At 31.2% G+C, this 18189-nt stretch carries 19 protein-coding genes and 1 riboswitch; of the genes, 10 read left to right on the top strand and 9 right to left on the bottom strand.

All coding sequences use genetic code 11. The annotated features are described in order from the left end of the window. Positions 1–978, bottom strand: a 978-nt coding sequence (locus QZ143_RS02080) for an ATP-binding cassette domain-containing protein (protein WP_292880751.1), incomplete at its 3' end; no start/stop codon positions are given. Beyond that, on the bottom strand, positions 956–1375 hold the full coding sequence (locus tag QZ143_RS02075; protein WP_292880749.1) for a PadR family transcriptional regulator: 420 nt from the start codon (positions 1373–1375) through the stop codon (positions 956–958). The genes QZ143_RS02080 and QZ143_RS02075, both read right to left, overlap by 23 nt. A gap of 68 nt (positions 1376–1443) precedes the next feature. On the opposite strand from QZ143_RS02075, the gene QZ143_RS02070 reads away from it, so the two are divergent. After that, positions 1444–2157: a sugar phosphate isomerase/epimerase family protein gene (locus QZ143_RS02070; RefSeq protein ID WP_292880747.1), complete on the top strand. Its 714-nt coding sequence runs from the start codon at positions 1444–1446 to the stop codon at positions 2155–2157. Between the two features lie 93 nt (positions 2158–2250). Here the strand turns inward: QZ143_RS02070 and QZ143_RS02065 are convergent, their stop codons facing one another. Beyond that, positions 2251–3045, bottom strand: coding sequence for an HAD family hydrolase (locus tag QZ143_RS02065; protein WP_292880745.1), 795 nt, complete (start codon positions 3043–3045; stop codon positions 2251–2253). A gap of 112 nt (positions 3046–3157) precedes the next feature. Between QZ143_RS02065 and gatA the strand changes: the two genes are divergently transcribed. From gatA to QZ143_RS02045, 4 genes are all read left to right on the top strand, one after another. Continuing rightward, entirely contained in the window at positions 3158–4528 is a 1371-nt protein-coding gene (gene gatA, locus QZ143_RS02060; RefSeq protein WP_292880742.1) for an Asp-tRNA(Asn)/Glu-tRNA(Gln) amidotransferase subunit GatA, read from the top strand. A gap of 60 nt (positions 4529–4588) precedes the next feature. Further along, positions 4589–4990 (top strand): hypothetical protein, encoded by a 402-nt coding sequence (locus tag QZ143_RS02055; RefSeq protein WP_292880739.1) that lies wholly within the window; start codon positions 4589–4591, stop codon positions 4988–4990. A 124-nt stretch (positions 4991–5114) separates the two neighbouring features. Further along, positions 5115–6608 carry a DJ-1/PfpI family protein gene (locus QZ143_RS02050; RefSeq protein ID WP_292880736.1) on the top strand — a complete coding sequence of 498 codons (1494 nt, stop codon included), beginning with the start codon at positions 5115–5117 and terminating at the stop codon, positions 6606–6608. After that, the gene (locus QZ143_RS02045) at positions 6608–7024 is read left to right on the top strand and encodes a hypothetical protein (RefSeq protein WP_292609662.1); all 417 of its coding nucleotides are present in this window, start codon (positions 6608–6610) and stop codon (positions 7022–7024) included. Before QZ143_RS02050 ends, QZ143_RS02045 begins: the two co-directional genes overlap by 1 nt. Here the strand turns inward: QZ143_RS02045 and ribB are convergent, their stop codons facing one another. Continuing rightward, positions 7025–7708, bottom strand: a complete 684-nt coding sequence (gene ribB / locus QZ143_RS02040) for a 3,4-dihydroxy-2-butanone-4-phosphate synthase (protein ID WP_292609664.1) — start codon at positions 7706–7708, stop codon at positions 7025–7027. It abuts the gene before it with no gap. A 50-nt stretch (positions 7709–7758) separates the two neighbouring features. Beyond that, a riboswitch (FMN riboswitch) is annotated at positions 7759–7892 on the bottom strand. A gap of 70 nt (positions 7893–7962) precedes the next feature. Beyond that, a complete protein-coding gene (locus QZ143_RS02035; RefSeq protein ID WP_292880718.1) occupies positions 7963–8337 on the bottom strand; it encodes a DUF120 domain-containing protein in 375 nt (124 codons plus the stop codon). Positions 8338–8559: 222 nt separating this feature from the next. On the opposite strand from QZ143_RS02035, the gene tfrA reads away from it, so the two are divergent. Next, the gene (gene tfrA, locus QZ143_RS02030) at positions 8560–10206 is read left to right on the top strand and encodes a fumarate reductase (CoM/CoB) subunit TfrA (RefSeq protein ID WP_292880715.1); all 1647 of its coding nucleotides are present in this window, start codon (positions 8560–8562) and stop codon (positions 10204–10206) included. Here tfrA and QZ143_RS02025 read toward each other — a convergent pair. Together QZ143_RS02025 and QZ143_RS02020 are read right to left on the bottom strand one after the other, a co-directional pair. After that, complete coding sequence (locus tag QZ143_RS02025; protein ID WP_292880712.1) at positions 10196–11512, bottom strand: amidohydrolase family protein; 1317 nt, start codon at positions 11510–11512, stop codon at positions 10196–10198. The genes tfrA and QZ143_RS02025 overlap by 11 nt on opposite strands. Before the next feature lie 42 nt (positions 11513–11554). Further along, positions 11555–11764, bottom strand: coding sequence for a histone family protein (locus tag QZ143_RS02020; RefSeq protein WP_330048216.1), 210 nt, complete (start codon positions 11762–11764; stop codon positions 11555–11557). Between the two features lie 240 nt (positions 11765–12004). On the opposite strand from QZ143_RS02020, the gene hisG reads away from it, so the two are divergent. Continuing rightward, a complete protein-coding gene (gene hisG, locus QZ143_RS02015; protein WP_292609672.1) occupies positions 12005–12865 on the top strand; it encodes an ATP phosphoribosyltransferase in 861 nt (286 codons plus the stop codon). A 5-nt stretch (positions 12866–12870) separates the two neighbouring features. Next, positions 12871–13806 carry an aspartate carbamoyltransferase gene (gene pyrB / locus QZ143_RS02010; RefSeq protein ID WP_292880709.1) on the top strand — a complete coding sequence of 312 codons (936 nt, stop codon included), beginning with the start codon at positions 12871–12873 and terminating at the stop codon, positions 13804–13806. On the opposite strand, the gene QZ143_RS02005 is transcribed toward pyrB, so the two are convergent. Further along, positions 13799–14962 carry an orc1/cdc6 family replication initiation protein gene (locus QZ143_RS02005; RefSeq protein ID WP_292609676.1) on the bottom strand — a complete coding sequence of 388 codons (1164 nt, stop codon included), beginning with the start codon at positions 14960–14962 and terminating at the stop codon, positions 13799–13801. The two genes, pyrB and QZ143_RS02005, sit on opposite strands and share 8 nt — an antisense overlap. 626 nt (positions 14963–15588) lie before the next feature. Continuing rightward, positions 15589–16071, bottom strand: a complete 483-nt coding sequence (locus QZ143_RS02000; protein WP_292609678.1) for a DUF2299 domain-containing protein — start codon at positions 16069–16071, stop codon at positions 15589–15591. Positions 16072–16133: 62 nt separating this feature from the next. Here QZ143_RS02000 and QZ143_RS01995 point away from each other — a divergent pair, with 62 nt between their 5' ends. Beyond that, the gene (locus tag QZ143_RS01995; RefSeq protein ID WP_292880705.1) at positions 16134–17171 is read left to right on the top strand and encodes a cobalamin biosynthesis protein; all 1038 of its coding nucleotides are present in this window, start codon (positions 16134–16136) and stop codon (positions 17169–17171) included. Further along, positions 17168–18184, top strand: coding sequence for a cobalt-precorrin 5A hydrolase (locus QZ143_RS01990; RefSeq protein ID WP_292880702.1), 1017 nt, complete (start codon positions 17168–17170; stop codon positions 18182–18184). Before QZ143_RS01995 ends, QZ143_RS01990 begins: the two co-directional genes overlap by 4 nt. Positions 18185–18189: the final 5 nt, after the last annotated feature.

The following is an 18189-nucleotide window of genomic DNA, read 5'->3' as shown; positions in this document are numbered from 1 at the left end:
ACTGACGGATTTGATGATTCCGCCTGAAAAACTTATACCATCCAATACATTTTGAACAGCCATATCATCGAAACTATCTATTCTTAAATTAATACGGCCGTTATGGGCTATTTCCATGCTTTTAACATCATCAGATTTTTTTATTGATTCAATGATTTCATCATCCTGATTTTTCAAAAGAATTGACATCTTCCTTAAGCTGAGATTGTCAATGTCTTCTTGAGTTGAAGTTGAAACATCATTTTCATCGGAAATTTTACTTAAGGCTTCAGTCATTTCCTGCCTATTGCTTTCCAAAAGAGAATCCTTTAGACCCTGCGGAGTATCATAAGCAACTAAGTTGCCAGTATTGATAATTCCCACATTATCACAAAGCATATCAACTTCATGCATGTCATGTGAACATAAAATGATTGTATGTCCGCTGTCATTAAGCTCACGGATCAAATCCCACAAAATACGTTTTGTAGTTGGATCAAGACCGATTGTAGGTTCATCCAAAAACAATATGTCCGGTCTGTGAACCAAACTTGCCACAAGGGAAGCTTTTTGCTTTTGACCTCCTGAAAGCTGGCCCACTCTCTTATCTTTAGCATATTTTATATCAACAAGTTCCATTAAATCTTCAATTCGAGAATCCCTTTCATCCTGTGGAACGCCATAATAATCTGCACATAATTGGGAATTTTCCATTACGGTCAAATCACTGTACAAGCTAACCTGCTGCGGAACCATGCCCAACAGATTTCTTACTTCATCCGGATTATTTTGAACATCAAATCCGCCGACAGTGGCCCTACCAGATGTAGGCTGTATCAGACAAGTAAGCATCTTAATAGTTGTGGTTTTGCCTGCTCCATTGGGACCCAACATTCCAAAAATGGTTTTATTAGGGATTTCCAAGTTTAGAGAATTAACAGCTGTGAAGTTATTGCTATAAACCTTTGTTAGATTTTCAGTTTCTATTGCATTTTTCATTGTTAATCTCCAGTCCAGTCATATCACTAAAAAAGGCTATCCATGAAGGATTGGCTAAAACATTATTCATGTGAATTTGAATATCATTTAAAAAATCTTGGCCATCTTCAGTGATTGAATAATATTTAACCCTTTTATTATTTTCGTTAATATTCCACTCCCCAACAATAAATCCCCCTTTTTCCATTTTAGATAGGATTGGGTAGATTTTACTGGAATTAACATTAATATCACATTTAGAATCATTGAAGTTAAAGAATTCCTCCAACTTTTTCATGATTCCATAACCATGGATACTTTCTTTTGAAATAATCCACAGGATTAGGTTATGTATAATCCCATTTGAGAAGTTTTTAAAAACTTTTTTATGTGATTCGTTAAATTTTTCGTCAGTCATAATTCACCATATGTCAAAATTTGATATATGTAAACATTTAATATATTATTCCTTACTAATATATAAATATGAAATTAGGTTTTACTACATTAGCTTTATTTATGGAACCTAACAATGACATCATCGATTTAGCTAAAAAACATGGATTTGAAATAATAGAAATTCTTGGAGAAGGTCCTTTTTATGAAAAAGACAATTGTGAATTTAAGGATTGTGGCTTGGATATAAGAATGCATGCAGCAACCGTGGACATTAATATAGCAAGCTTAAACCAGGGAATAAGAGCTGAAAGCATTAAGCAAATGATTCATTGTGGACATTATGCAGAAAGCATTAACGCCAATACCATAACAGTTCACCCAGGTATAATAGGCAGAAATGAACCGCATTTAAGAAAATGGGCATTGGAACAATCTATTGAAAGTATTGGAGAAATTATCGACAATACCAATGTTGAGATTTCAGTTGAAAATATGCCTGTTCGGGGCAAATTTCTGGCAAACACAGTTGAAGAAATAGAAATGATTCAGGAAGCAACAGGCTGCAGCTTAACCATCGATACCGGTCATGGGAATACCTGCGGAAACCTTGAAGAAATGCTTTCCTTAAAAAATATCAGCTATTGTCATTTGAATGATAATGATGGAGTAAAAGACCAACACATTACCTTGGGTGAAGGAACAATGGACTTGAATTTACTTAAAAAAATAGATACCGCCATCATTGAATTAAATAACTTCGATAACATCCTAAAAAGCAAAGAGGTTATTGATAACTTATAATTTATTATTTTTTTACTGGTTATTAGTTATAAGTTATAAGTATTTTTTTATTATAACTTATAAGTTATAAGTAAAAATTTTCAAAAAAAATAATTAAAAATCAATTTTTGTGACTTCAAAAATATCATCAATTACATAATCTGTCTTATCCAACATTTTAGGAGACACTTCTTCCTGTTGTTCAATAGTCAAAACACTAACATCCGCTTTATTAAATGCAATTAAATCATTTAATCCATCACCAACCATCATGACTTTAAAACCGGCATCTTTAAGAATGGAAACAACTTCACCTTTGCCTCTAGTTGAAACTGTTCCATATGCATTGTCCTCGGGAACATCGAGCATATTGGCCAATCTGTTAATTGCTCCTTTTCTGTCACCTGAAGCGATATATATCTCAATTCCGCGTGACTTTAAAGTTTCAATTGTTTCAAAAACTCTAGGGAAGAATTTGCCTGCAGAGGTTATTGTATATGCAACCTGACCCAAATCGATATCGACAATTAATGCAGATCCATTGCACAGTTCCATGTGGGGAATCTTTTCTCCCAGAATTTCAAAGCCATCAGTTATGTCTGATATAGTAGTTGTAGTTTCATCATCTAGAATGGCCTTAATTTCAGCCTTAGAAACCTGACTGGTAGAAAAGCTTACATCAAAATCTATGTTATACTGCTTAATAACATCGGAAATTAAAGTATTGGAGTCTAATTTCAACAATTTGTTTGTGTTGAATTGAAGTACAACCAATGCCAGAGAATCAGCAGAATCTATCAACTCCAAGGAATTGATGTTAGTAAATATGTCTCCGTTGAAAACATCTTTAATAACTCTATACCGTTCTATTAATGTCCCGGAGTTATCAAATACAATAGCTTTTTTCATGTTTAATTAATCTTTAAAAATAATTATTTATAACTTTGTAAAAAAAACAACTTTATAAACCTTAAAAAATAAAATAATAATATTATAAATTTACGATTATTAAGGTGTTTTAATGAACGTTATTGAAAAATTAAACTCCATAAAAAATGGAGAAATGACAGCTAAAGAAAATGTAGAAGGCTTCATTAAAGTTATCGATGAAAAAAACGAAAGCATTAATGCATTTATTGAATTAAATTATGAAAATGCATTAAAACAAGCGGAAGCTATTGATGCGAAAATAGCAGACGGTGAAGAAGTTGGTGCTTTAGCTGGTCTAGTATTTGGTATTAAAGCAAACATTAATGTAGAAGATTTGATTATTTCTGCAGCTTCCAAAACCCTGGAAGATTACATTGGAAGCTATAATGCAACAGTGGTTGAAGAAATCCTTGCCGAAGATGGAATAATCATCGGTATTTTAAATATGGATGAATTTGCAGCAGGAAGTTCAACTGAAACTTCATACTATGGACCTACCCAAAACCCAGCGGCAATGGGAAGAATCCCTGGAGGTTCCTCCGGAGGTTGTGCAGCAGCTATTGCAGCGGAAATGTGTGACATTTCAATCGGTTCAGATACTGGTGGATCCATAAGAAACCCTGCATCCCACTGTGGTGTTGTTGGATTTAAACCAACATACGGTGCCGTTTCAAGACAAGGTTTACTTGATTTGTCCATGAGTCTAGACCAAATTGGACCGTTAGCTAACGATGTAAGTGGAATTGCGCTAGCTTTAAATACAATTGCAAAATATGATGAAACTGAATGTACCACTCTCGACTGGGATAAACCTGATTTCACCGAAGTTTTAGAAGACACAAGTTTGGAAGGCATGAAAATAGCTGTATGTAAAGAATTCATTGATGTTACAGACGAAGAAATTAACAAAACCGTCAACAAAGCTATTGATAAATTGGTTAATGCCGGAGCAGAACTTGTTGAAGTCAGTTTCGATTACATTGATTTATGTTTACCAACATATTACTTGATTAACTATGTCGAATTCTTCTCTGCAACCAGAAAATACGATGGAAGAGACTATGGTTATAGAATTGAAGAAGTATGTGGTGAAGAAGTTTTAAGAAGAATTAAAATAGGTTCACACATTGCAGAAGCTGAATTCAGTGGAAAATACTACAAACAAGCTTTAAAAGCAAGGTCTGTAATCAGAGGGGAAATCACCGCAATGCTTGAAAATGTGGACTTGATTGTGGGACCAACCGTGCCTAAACTTCCTCACGAAATTGGTTCTGAAATAGAACCTATGGAAATGTATGCCTACGACATATTAACAGTAATAGCTAACCTTGCAGGTATTCCAGCAGGAAGCATTAAAGCTGGTGAAGTGGACAATATTCCAGTAGGACTACAAATTCAAGCTAAACCATTAGATGATGAAAAAATTATCAAAGCTATGAGTGTTTTTGAAAACACTCAATAAATTATTTTTTTACACTGATTTTTATTTTATTAAATTGAAAAAAGGTTTGGAGCAATTAATATGATATTGGATTCAAAAAGTTATAGAAAGGAATTTGAATATTCAAGCCTTGAAAAGGTTTTGCAAGAAAGGGACAGAATAATTAAATTCATGAAAGACTTTGAAAATGATGAATTGCCGGAAAAATATTATGAACGTGACCCAAGTCCTGAAACAGTATATCTTTTAAACATTGATTATTTAAAGGAAATTTGCGATTTGATAAAAATAAAAATGCAAAAGAAAGAAGATCCAAAACCGAAATTAGCTCCATTTCTTGCAATTGAAAAAATCCTATCAAAACTGGATGATGAAAAACAAAAGCATTTCCTGGAAGATTTAAAAATAAAAGATGAACAATTATATTATGAATATAAGGAATGGAAAGAAGGGGAAAACCCCCTGGATGAACAATCCATGTAAATTTGAAATTCAAACCATCCCATTAAATAGTTTTCAAAACATCATCATCAAATTTTACACTTGAAATACACCTCTAAATTTTATACACTATAAAAAACAATAGAATATAAGAGAGGTTATTTTTATGACAAAAATAGGACTTGCTTATTTAAATGGGTCTGTTCCAGGATTTGAAGATTTTGGAAATCTACCTACAGATATAGTAAAAGAAAATGGTCTTGTTAATGGTATTAAAGCTTCACAAGAACTGGATGCATTAATCATTCCAGGCGGAACATTAATCGAATCCAATGACATAAACATGGGATTAAATACTGAAATTAAAAAAATGGCCCGTGACGGAAAACCGATTATTGGAATTTGTGCCGGCTTTCAGCTGCTTTCAAACCAGATAGATATCGGAAGAAAATCACCAGTACCAATCGTTAAAGAAGGACTTGGTTTAATTGACGTGAATTTTTCTCCATTAATTACAAGCGACCGAGTTAAGGCAAAAGTATTTGACAACTCATTTTTAGTAAAAAACCAGACAGAAGATGTTGACGGTTTTCACACTCATACCTATGGTAAAGTTGAAGGAGATGCCAAACCATTATTCTATTCAAAAGTTCAAAGAATGAATTATGGCGATACAAACGAAAAAGGGGATTATAACATCTTTTCCGGAGCATGTAACGATGATGGTAATGTCATCGGTACCATGATTCATGGCATCCTAGATGAAAACCCAATTCTTGTAGAAAACCTAAGGGAACAAATAGATATACAAGACCTCGATGATATTTACAATAGAAATATACAAGTCAAAAAATTCCTACAGCATGAAGTAGGAATCAACACAAACATAAAAATACCTGAAATTAAACCTCTCAAAAAACCCAAATACTTAATGATTGGAAGTAATGGCTCAGACTCAGGTAAAACTTTCATATTAACAGGCCTTGCAGGTGCAATCAGAAAAAGAGGTTATAAGGTTGCACTGCTAAAAGTAGGTCCTGACGTTCGTGATATCATACCTGGATTGTACCTGACAAAAGGAAAGATGGAAGATTTCGCATCCATAAAAATCGGTCATCTTGGATGGTGTGATATCGAATCTACAGTCGCGAAACTCAACTCATCTGACTATGATATCGTGCTTATTGAAGGTGTTATGAGTGTGTTTACAGGTCTTTTAAATGAAAAAGTACCATTTTCAGCTGCTGAAATTGCAATGTCATCAAACATTCCTATGATTTTAGCTACAGGTGTAAACAAAGGTGGAATTGAATCTGCAGCTATAGACATTGTTTCACATGCCAATATGCTTGAAAAATTTGGAGTTTCAGTTGAGGCAGTTTTGCTCAATAAAGTATATAATGATGATATATTCGAAAATGTAGTACCATATATTAGGAATAATTCCAATGTCGAAAAAGTTCTAAAACTTCCTAAATTAAAAAATGCTGATATGAGAGGATTTATTCCTGAAGTTGAAATTAGATATGAATTATTTACATCATATGCAATGGAATTAATTGAGAATAATTTAAATATTGATGAAATAATCGCAATGGCCCGTGAAGTCGAATTCAATAAAATTTATACATTTGATGAAATTAAAAGTAAAGTGATATAATGGCTCTTAATTTAAGTCCCGAAACAGGCGTTAAACTTACAAAAAAAGATCGTGCACATGTACTGAAAAAAATGAAACAGGGATGGAAAGCAACTTGTCTTATTCCTGACTATATCTTTGATGAAAATGGAGATATTCAGATTGCATCCGACATTAACAGACGTGTGGTAAAGACAGTCAGATTCAAGGATGACGGAATCCATATTGAAAAGGCTTTGAAAACTAAGACATTAAGGATTCCTTGGATAAAAATAATAGCTATAAATCAATCAAAAGAAGTTAAGGACGGTTTGGAAATACAAATGAATGACGGAAGATATGTTGCATTCAGCATTTACAATTCCTATAAAATAAAACAGATTACAGAATTTATAGCTAATTATATTGTAGATAAAAAAAAGAATAATTTAAATTAATTATTCTTCTAAATATTTATTAATGATATCTTCGCCTCTAAGCAAGATTAATCCATTCTCTTCAGCATATTTGCGAGCATCAGCGATTGAAGTAGCCTGTCCGGTTTCACCATCCATCATTTCACAAACTACACAGACCGGAGTAACACCTGCAAGTTCACATAATGCAAGACCTATTTCAGTGTGTCCCCTTCTATTTTTTACAAGTCCGTCCGCTCCTCTTAAAAGACAAACATGCCCAGGAGATCTAAAAGTAGCTCCGAATTCATCAAATCTTTCATCTTTCATCATTAAAGCCATTTCACTAATGGTCATTGCTCTGTCATGATCTGTTACACCTGTGAAAGATTTTCTGTGATTGGTCCAAATTGAAAAGGAAGACCTTTCATCATATGGAATATCATTTGGTGCAAGTTCAGCAAGTTCTGGATATTTTTCACATGCAGCTTGCATAATATCAACCATAAACGGTAATTTAATTGCTTCACAAAAATCAGAATGTAGACAGTTACAAATTAAACCACCAGCATCATTTCTCATGGTTGCAATTGATTTAGGGGTTACGAATTCGGAAGCGATAATCATGTCAACTTCGCCTTCCCTATCATCATCATCAAAAACAAGTACGAATTCACCGTTTCTAATAGCTTCTAAAGCTTTATCTAAGTTTGTTTCTTGATTCATAGTAATATCTCCTTATTTACTAGAACCAGGGCTAAAAATAACTACAATCTATTACTTCTCTTCCATCCGGACTATCACCGTCGGTTTTGGAATTTCACCAAATCAACACTTAGTTTGTGCTCGTGGACTTATTTTATCAAAATCACCACCGGTGGGGAATTGCACCCCGCCCTGAGAACGTATTATCAAATATATTAGTCATATATAAAAAACTTTTTGGTAAATCTGTAAAAATATAAAATTAATTAAAAAAATTAGAACTCCAAAGATACAATGTCTCCATCGGCAAGATTGTACTCATCCCTTAACTTCTTTTCACAAATGAATTCCAGATAATTTTCTTCATGAGTGGTCTTGGCAGGAAAGACAATAGCTCCATTAACATTATCATTTAATATTGCTTCAATATATTTTACAGCTCCAAATTCAGTATCTGGCTTTATTAAATTTTCACACTCATTTTTGATTTTATTAATCTCGCCAAGATATTCTTCACTAACTATGACATTTAAAGTTCCGGGATATGGAATAAAACCCAAATTTTTTTCAAACTCTTTAGTGTAAAATTCCTGTGATAGAAAATATGATCCTTTCCCCAAACCAGTTGCAACTTCACCATCTATTTTCATGAAAAAACCTCTAATTAAATTACATTTACTAATTGTTAATGTTAAAATATTTAATCATTTTTTTAATTTAGTTGAAATGTAAAATATTTTATTAAAACTTAATCTAACAAATATAGATACATAACTATAATTAACTCATTTTTGTTATAAATATTTTAAAGAAATTTATTTTAACTATCATGAATATAAATACTATCACAAATTATTTTACAGGGTAATATAATGGAAATAAAAACTATCTCATCGGATGTATTAATAATAGGATCTGGAGGGGCAGGTTCCAGAGCAGCAATAGAAGTTGATGATGCTGGTTTAAAACCCCTCATAGTTTCTAAAGGTCTTTCATTTAGATCTGGTTGTACTGGAATGGCTGAAGGCGGTTATAATGCTGTTTTCAAAACTGTAGACAAAGACGATTCAATAGAAGCTCACATGCACGACACCCTTAAGGGAGGAAGTTACCTCAACGATGAAAAACTTGTTGAAATATTAGTCAATGAATCACCAAAAAGATTGATAGATTTGGAAAATTATGGAGCTCTATTTGACCGTCAGGAATCAGGTGAAATTGATCAAAGACCATTCGGTGGGCAATCTTTTAGAAGAACATGTTATCAAGGAGACAGAACAGGCGCAGAATTGTTAAATGCACTTAAAGAAGAAATCATTAGAAGAGATATTGAATGTATTGAAGAAGTAATGATAACATCACTTGTATGCGAAGGCACACAGGTAATAGGTGCATGCGGATTTGATTTAAAAGATTCCAGTTTAATATATTTCCAAGCAAAATCAACAATATTGGCCAGTGGAGGAGCTGGTCAATTATACCCTGTAACATCAAACACATTCCAGAAAAATGGAGACGGATATGCAATAGCATTTAGAGCCGGAGCCAATTTGATTGATATGGAACAAATTCAATTCCACCCGACAGGTATGGTAAAACCAAAAACCAAAAGGGGAATTTTAGTAACCGAAGCAGTAAGAGCTGAAGGTGGAATCCTCCTAAACAAAGATGGTGAAAGATTCATGTCCAAATATGCTCCTGAAAAAATGGAACTAGCCACACGTGATGTTGTTGCTCGCTCAATATATCAGGAAATAATTGAAGGAAAAGGAACAGATGACGGAGGAGTCTATTTAGATATTTCTCATTTAGATGACGATTATATTGATGAAAAACTCGAAACAATGGTTTTGCAGTTCGAAAATGTTGGTGTAGACATTAAACATGAGCCAATAGAAGTGGCTCCTACCGCACATCACTTTATGGGTGGTTTGAAAATCAATACTGATGCATCAACATCCCTTGAAAACCTATTTGGAGCAGGGGAAGTTTGCGGAGGAGTTCATGGAGCAAACCGTTTGGGAGGTAATGCACTGGCAGATACACAAGTGTTTGGAAAAATAGCCGGTGAAAGTGCATCCAAAGCCGCCAAACAAACCGATTTAAAAACCAATGAAGAAATGGTTGAAAATGAAGCTTCAAGAATTGAAGGAATTATCAAAAAAGGTACTATCAAACCACAGGACTTTAAGAACAGAATTAAAAACTTAATGTGGGAAAAAGTAGCTATTGTAAGAGAAGAAAAAACCTTAAACGAAGCTTTAGGCGAACTTCTAGAAATGCAAAAGGAACTGGATAGCCTTGACGTAAGTGAGAAAAAACAGTATAATACCGAATTGGTAACAGCTCTTGAAGTAATCAATATGGTTGAAATCTGTATTTTAACTGTAAAATCAGCAATACTTCGTAGAGAAAGTAGGGGTGCTCATTTCAGATCTGATTTCCCTGAAAGTCTAGACGAATGGAAAAAAAGTATTGTAATAAATAAAAATAAAATAGAATTTGAAGCTAGATATTAGCTTCTTTTAATTCTTTTAATTCTTTTATAGCCTTTCTAGCTTTGTCATAAATTTCTTGTTCATCCAAAACAACTAATTTTTTATTTTCCATTAATATTTTACCATCACAAATGGTAGTGTCAACATTAGAACCATTAGCTGAGTAAATAATGTTTGAACTCAAATTGGAACTGTTTGGAACCATATTAGCTGAATCAGTATCAATCAAAATAATATCTGCCTTTTTGCCTACTTCAATGGAACCTATCTCATCTTCAAGTCCTAAAGCTTCTGCACCTTTAATGGTTCCCATAGTTAAAGCTTCATCTGAAGATAAGACTTTAGGGTCAAGTGTGGATACTTTCTGAAGCAAGCTTGCAGTCTTAAGCTCTTCAATCAAATCAAGATTATTATTTGAAGAAGCGCCATCAGTACCTATACTTACGCAAACATCATTTTCAATCAATTTTGAAATCGGAGCGATACCTGAAGCCAATTTCATATTACTGCATGGATTATGTGAAACTTTGACATTATTTTTCTTTATAATATCTATTTCATTATCGCTTAACCATACACAATGAGCGGCAACAACATCTGGACCTAAAAATCCTATTTTATCCAAGTATTCAAAAGGTCTTAATCCTTTTTCTTGAGAAACATCATTAATTTCTTTTTCAGTTTCAGAAACATGTATATGAATTCCCATATTGTATTCGTCTGCTAGTTGGCGAACTTTAATCAACAATTCCTCTGAAGCTGTGTAAGGGGAATGAGGTCCAAAGAATACTTTGATTCTTCCATTAGCCATTCCATTACAATTTTCATATAATTTAATATTTTCCTTAATTTCATTTTCCCTTCTTTCAGCATCTCCAAAATCAATCATTCCATATGATAAGACTGCCCTGATACCAGCTTCATCTACTGCACGGGCAACATCCTCCATATAAAAATACATATCACTGAAAGTTGTTGTACCTGATTTGATTAATTCAACGGCACCCAATAATGCCCCAATATAACAATATTCTCCATTAAGATTTGCTTCCATAGGCCATATATGATCATTCAGCCAACTGTCCAAACTTAAGTCATCGGCTAAACCTCTAAACAATGCCATTGATAAATGAGTATGAGTATTAATGAATCCAGGAAGTAATATTTTTCCGGTTGCATCGATTACCTTGTCAACATTTCCTTCATCGATTACATCAGAAATTTCAGAAATAACATCATTTTTTATTAAAAGGGATTGTTCCTTATTTTCAAAGTTATTCGGATTTAAAATTAATGCATTTTTAATCAATATAGTATTATCCTTCATAATAACACCTAAAAAAAATAAAAAAAGTAGTTAAAAACTTAATTATAAGTTTTTAATAGCTAATTTAATATCATCAGCTTTAATAGTTTTACGTTTTGCGATTTTAGCAACTTGAGTAGCTTCTTTAGCAACGTTACGAGCAACTTCTTCAACGTATGCAGCTAATTCTGCTTTTGCATCTTCACTGACTCTTTCAGCACCAGCTTCTTTGATGATTCTTGCAATAGGAGCTTTTGGTATTTCAGACATAATTTTCACCTCGTAAATTTTATTAAAACTTAAGACTAATTCAATTAATCTTAAGTTAGATATACATTATAATATGACTTAATATTTAAATATTTTGCTTAAATAGTTGACAAAACAAAAAAATAAGAATAAATATTTAAAAGTAGTAAGATTTATAATGATTAATAATACTAAAACCTAAAAAAAAGTATTAAATAACACGATTACAAAAATATAAACATATAAAAAATTGGAAAGATTATAATGAAAATAAAAATTGCTGTTCCTTCCAAAGGACGAATAAGTGAACCTTCAATAAATATTTTAGAAAAGGCAGGATTAGGATTAAAGGATAGAGAAAGCAGAAAACTAATTTCTAAAACTTTTAATAAAGATATTGATGTTTTATTTGCAAGAGCATCAGATATTCCTGAATTTGTTCAAGATGGAATAGCAGATATTGGAATAACAGGCATAGATTTAATAAAAGAAAGCGAAGCTGATGTTATCGAATTGCTTGATTTGAAATTTGGAAAAACAAATTTGGTCTTGGCGGCCCCTGAAGATTCAAACATCAAATCAATTGATGACATTACATCCGAAATGACATTAGCTACCGAATTTCCAACATTAACAAAAAAATATCTTGAAAAAAATAATCTAAATTTAAAAATCGTTAAATTAAGCGGATCTACAGAAGCGGCTCCATTTATAGGTGTTGCCGATTTAATAACTGATTTAACCAGTACTGGAACAACATTAAAAATGAATCACCTGGAAATTGTAGATACATTACTTAAAAGTTCAATAGTTCTTATCGCAAATAAAAAAAGTGTTGAAACTAAAAAGGATTTAATTGATTCAGTCAGTACCAGTATCAAAGGTGTATTGGATGCTGCACGTAAAAAATTATTAATGATGAATGTAAAAACAAAAGATTTGGAGTGTGTAAAAGAAGTTATGCCATCAATGGGTGGTTTAACAATATCTGAAGTATTGTCAGAAGAAGAAACTGTTGCAGCACAAGCAGTAATAGATGAAGATGAAGTTTTTGATCTAGTGAATAAATTAAGGAATGCAGGTGCAAAAGATATACTTGTTGTGCCTATAGAAAGAATAATATAGAAAAGGTGATTAGAATTTTTAAATTAAAAAATATAATTTCCATAAAGGATTTCGATAGGGAAGATATAGATTATATTCTTGAAGAAGCAAGCAAGTTAGAGGATATTGCTAAATCAAAAGAAATTTCTGAAGAATTAAAAGGAAAAATATTAGGTTTAATGTTCTTTGAACCATCAACAAGAACAAGAATGTCTTTTGAAACTGCCATGAAACGTTTAAATGGTGAATGCATTGGATTTGAAACTAGTGGTTCAAGTTCCGTGTCAAAAGGTGAAAGCATTGCAGATACAGCAAAAATGTTTGAAGGATATAGTGATGCTTTGGTAATCAGACATGAACTTGAAGGAGTTTCAAAGTTCATATCAGATATTGTTGATGTTCCAGTCATTAATGCCGGAGATGGTGCAGGTCAACACCCAACACAAACATTGCTAGATTTGTATACCATAAAAAAGGAAATTGGTGAAATCGACAATTTAAAAATAGCATTGATAGGTGATTTGAAATTCGGTCGTACAGTACATTCATTATCAAATGCATTATGTTTATACAATAACGTTAAAATATATTTAGTATCACCGGATAAGCTTAAAATGCCTCAGGAAGTTCTTCACGATATAGATAAGACCAATATTGTTTATGAAGAAGTGAATAACATTGAAAGTATAATTGATGATGTTGACGTGTTATATGTTACAAGAATTCAAAAGGAGCGTTTTGGTGATATCAACGATTATTTAAAAATAAAAGGAGCTTATATAGTAAATAAAAAAATGCTTGAAGGTAAAGATGTTATTGTAATGCATCCATTGCCTAGAATTGATGAAATAGATACTGATGTCGATGATACAAGATACAATAAATATTTCACTCAAGCATTCAATGCCGTTCCTGTAAGAATGGCTATTCTAAAAACATTAATTAAAAACAACCCTAAATAGAGAAAAGGGTTGTTTCAAGTAAATTTTCATCACACTGCAACTTGATGATATTGGTTCTGCCTTTTCCACGACCACGAGAAATTGTATTGGTAGAAATTATTCCCAATAATTCAAGTTCGTTAATAAAGTCGAATATCCTTCTGTATGTAACAGCATCCTGCTTGGATAATTCCTTATATTCATCATATAATTTTCCAGAGCTGATTTCATCACCTTGTTTAGTCAAATTCAATATTGCTTCCAAAACCCTTTGCTGTTGTAAAGGCAATGTTTGAATAATTTCAGTGACCTTATTATGCTCTATTCTATCTTTTGCGATTCTAACATGTTCGCTAGTGACTTTTTCCGCATTTTCATCAAAAGCCAATTCACCAGCATTTTTAAGTAAGTCAAGAGCATATCTTGCATCACCTTCTTCTTTAGCAGCCATAGCAGAACATAATGGAATAACATCACTATCTAAAACATCATCATTGAATGACAATTGAGCCCTTTCAGACAATATATCACTTAATTGATCTGCTCCATAAGGAGGAAATACAATTTCCTTATCGTTCAAACTGCTGGTTACTCTGGATTTGATTAAATTTTTAAAATCAAGATAATTACTAATGGATAAAACGGAAACATTATCTGTCCTTGTTAAAGTGTATAATATTCCATCACCGTCTTTATCGAGCAGGATATCAATTTCATCCAAAATAACAATTAAAATTAATTTTTTACCGAAAGCATTAGTTTTGAAAATATCCCTAAAGGTATTTACGATTTCTCCTTTTGTCCAACCCCTGTTAGGAACATCCCTTCCAAGTTTTTGGCATAATTGAGCAATGACCTGATATTCAGTAGTGTAATCAGTACATCTGATATATTCAACCTTAACAAATACATTTTTATGGCTTGCTGCATCAATCAGTTGTTCACGGGCAAATTTGGATGCTGCAGTTTTACCAGTACCAGTTTTACCATATAATGTTACATTCGAAGGCGTTACTTGATTTAGTGCATCAACCCAATATTTAGCTATCTGCCTTATCTGTTCTTCCCTGTGAACTAATTTTTCAGGTAAAAATCTGTGATCTAAAGGTTTTTTATCTTTAAAAATGATATTTAAATCAGTTTCATTTTGTTCCATTTCATCGAAAATATTTGCCATTATTAACACCAGTATAAAAAATTATAAGTCAATGTAAAAATTAGAAAAAAACTATAAGTATTAATTCCAGTGTTAATTTATTAAGCAATATCATAAATAAATGTTTTTATTACAATAGTTATTATAAAATAATAAAATTGAAAATTAAAATTCCTTAAAATAAAAAATAGATAACTAATAAATCTTAATTTAGAAAAATAACAAAATTTATCAGCTTAATTAATTAAAACGCTTATGATAATAATCTAAAATATAAAACATGAAATAGTAAAATTTCAAATATAAAATAACTATTTCAAGTGTAAAAAAATGACAAAAACAAAAAATATCAAAAGAGAAATTCCATAAAAAAGAAAATTTTAAAAAATTCTAAGAGAGTGAGAGATATGTTTCAAGTGTATCATATTTCATGCGAAAATCAATTTTCAAGACATGGGTTTCAAGTGTAAAGAAAATGAAAAATTGATTCAATATCATTAAATATAAAACTAAAGGTTAAAATTGATTTAAATTAAAAATAACGAAAAAATAGAAAAGATAAATTTCAAGTGTTTACAGATGAAATATACCTCTTCAATCTTAATATACCCTCAAAAAGTTTATACTTGAAATGCACCTCTCCCTCATTAAACGAACATATCGTTTTGATTGGAGGATGATACGTTTGGTGAAACTCCACCAAATGCTTTGTCAATTAAGAAAATACAATGTAATTTTGCTTTAAAAACACGTTTAATAGTTTTCATTAATTCGTTTTTTGTTAAACCATCTTCAAAAATAGTATCTGTTACAACAAATTGCTGCAAGAGATCCTGATTGATACTAAGTTCAAAATCAACCAGATAGCTGTTAAGTCCAAATTGTAAATCTAAAATAAAGTTCCTTCTCACTTCAGGTCTTGAAGCAACCATCAAATTGACATGTTCTTGAGCAACCTGAGTAGCACAAGCAATAATAATACAATCTTTTCCTACAGGTTTGACAACATCCATTATATTATCCTTAGGAAATTCAATGATATAGTGAAAATCTGCATTTTCATCAAATTTCTTTTCTATAAGACATTCTTCGTCCATTAACCAGTTTTTAATGTTTTCTTCAAAATCCATAGTATCATCTTTAAAAATTTAATAATAAATTATATATTTTTTTATTATATATAATATAAAGTATGATTGAATATAATAAATTTATTAATGATATTGTTTTTTCTAATGGAGGAAATATTAATTCATTAAATTTATTTTTATTTATTATATTGGCTTTATTGTTTTCACTTGCAATTGATGTCATATATGGTGAACTTCCAGGAAGAATTCATCCTGTTGTGATTTATGGATCAATAATAAATTTCTTCAAAAATATTTTCATAAAAATTAAAAACAGATTATCCGGTCTGTTATTGATATTGTCCACAACATTGGTTTCAAGTGTAATAATATTTTTATTTTATTTTATTGGAAAAATCAATCTGATATTATTATTTATTATATTTACAATATTATTATCTTCTTCATTTTCTGTTAATATGCTATTACAAACAGCTGTTAATGTTAAAAATGATTTAAATGAAAGTTTAGATAAAGCTAGACAATCAGTATCTTATTTAGTTAGCAGAAACACAGATGAATTAACAGAAAGTTTTATCGTTTCAGCAACTATTGAAAGTTTAACTGAAAACATTACAGATTCATATGTTGCACCAATTTTTTACTATTTCATATTTGGCATTATAATATTATTTTATCAGATAAATGATTCTTTATACTGGTTACTGCTTGTTCCAATGTTATATCGTCTGTACAATACACTTGATGCAATGGTTGGTTATGAAACTGATGAATTAAAAGACATTGGGTATTTTCCAGCAAAGATTGATGATATTCTAAATTATATTCCATCCAGAATAGCTGGTTTGTATGTTGTTTTATCGGCTTATATTCTTAATTTAAATGGAAAAAACAGTTTCAGGATAATGATGAGAGATGCAAGAAATTGTCCAAGTCCAAACTCTGGCTATACAATGGCATCCACTGCTGGAGCCCTTGATATTAAGCTTGTTAAAAAAGACACCTATGTTTTAGGTGATGAAAATAAGGAAATTAATGTTGAAGATATTGAAAAAGCAGTAAAATTGTCTAAATTAACAATTATTTTATTTACATTTACAATAATCTTATTATTAATATTGATGAAAGTGATATTATGAAAATCGCAATAATTTCAGTGTCAGATAAAGGTCAAAAATTGGCAGTCACATTAAAAAATAAATTAGATGCTGATTCAACAGTCATAAAAACTGATTTATATCATAAAAATGTAAAAAAGTATTTTTCAATACTATTCTATGAATATGATGCAATAATAGCAATAATGGCATCTGGAATTTTGATTAGATCCATTGCACCATTAATAGAATCAAAAGTATCTGATCCAGCAGTTTTAAACATAGATGACAATGGAAATTTTGTAATATCCACATTGTCAGGCCACTTGGGTGGTGCAAATGAATTGACCAAAAAGGTATCCAAATTGATTAATGCAACACCTGTGATTACCACTTCCACTGATGTTAACAAAAGGTTGGGAATTGATGTTTTGGCAAGAGATCTTTACCTGTCTATCGATAATACAGATGAAATTTTATTTTTCAATAAGTCAATTTTAGAAGGAAGACAAATTTCATTTATTGTCAATTCTGAAAAAAATTTAGATTATTTATATAAATATTTGAAAAATAATACACATGAAATTGATGTCTCTATTAATTATTCATCAAAAATAAATACAGATGAAATCCATGTATTGTTGCAAAATCATAAGATTATTTTAAAGGAGAGAAAAATTGTTGTTGGATTAGGATGTAAACGTGGAAAAGAATGCAATGATTTATATTATGGATTGAAAAAGTCATTGAATGATTTAAAAATGGATATATCAAGAATAAACATGTTTGCATCTGCTGAAATTAAAAAAGATGAAAAAGGTATGTTAGAATTATCAGATAAATTAAATGTTCCAATCAATTTCGTTGATTTGGATAAATTAAAATTATTCGAGTCAAATGATATACAAAAATCTGAATTTGTAAAATCTAAATTTGGAATCTATGGCGTTTGTGAACCTTCAGCTTTAATTACAGCAGGTTTTGATTCAAAATTGATTTATAAAAAAACTTCTTATGATGGTGTTACAATAGCAGTTGCTATTTCAAAATATTAATAAAA

The organism is Methanobrevibacter sp. UBA188 (assembly GCF_905234905.1).
Lineage (GTDB): Archaea > Methanobacteriota > Methanobacteria > Methanobacteriales > Methanobacteriaceae > Methanocatella.
Note: the sequence above shows the minus strand (reverse complement) of the source record. Positions and strands in the feature narration are given on the sequence as shown.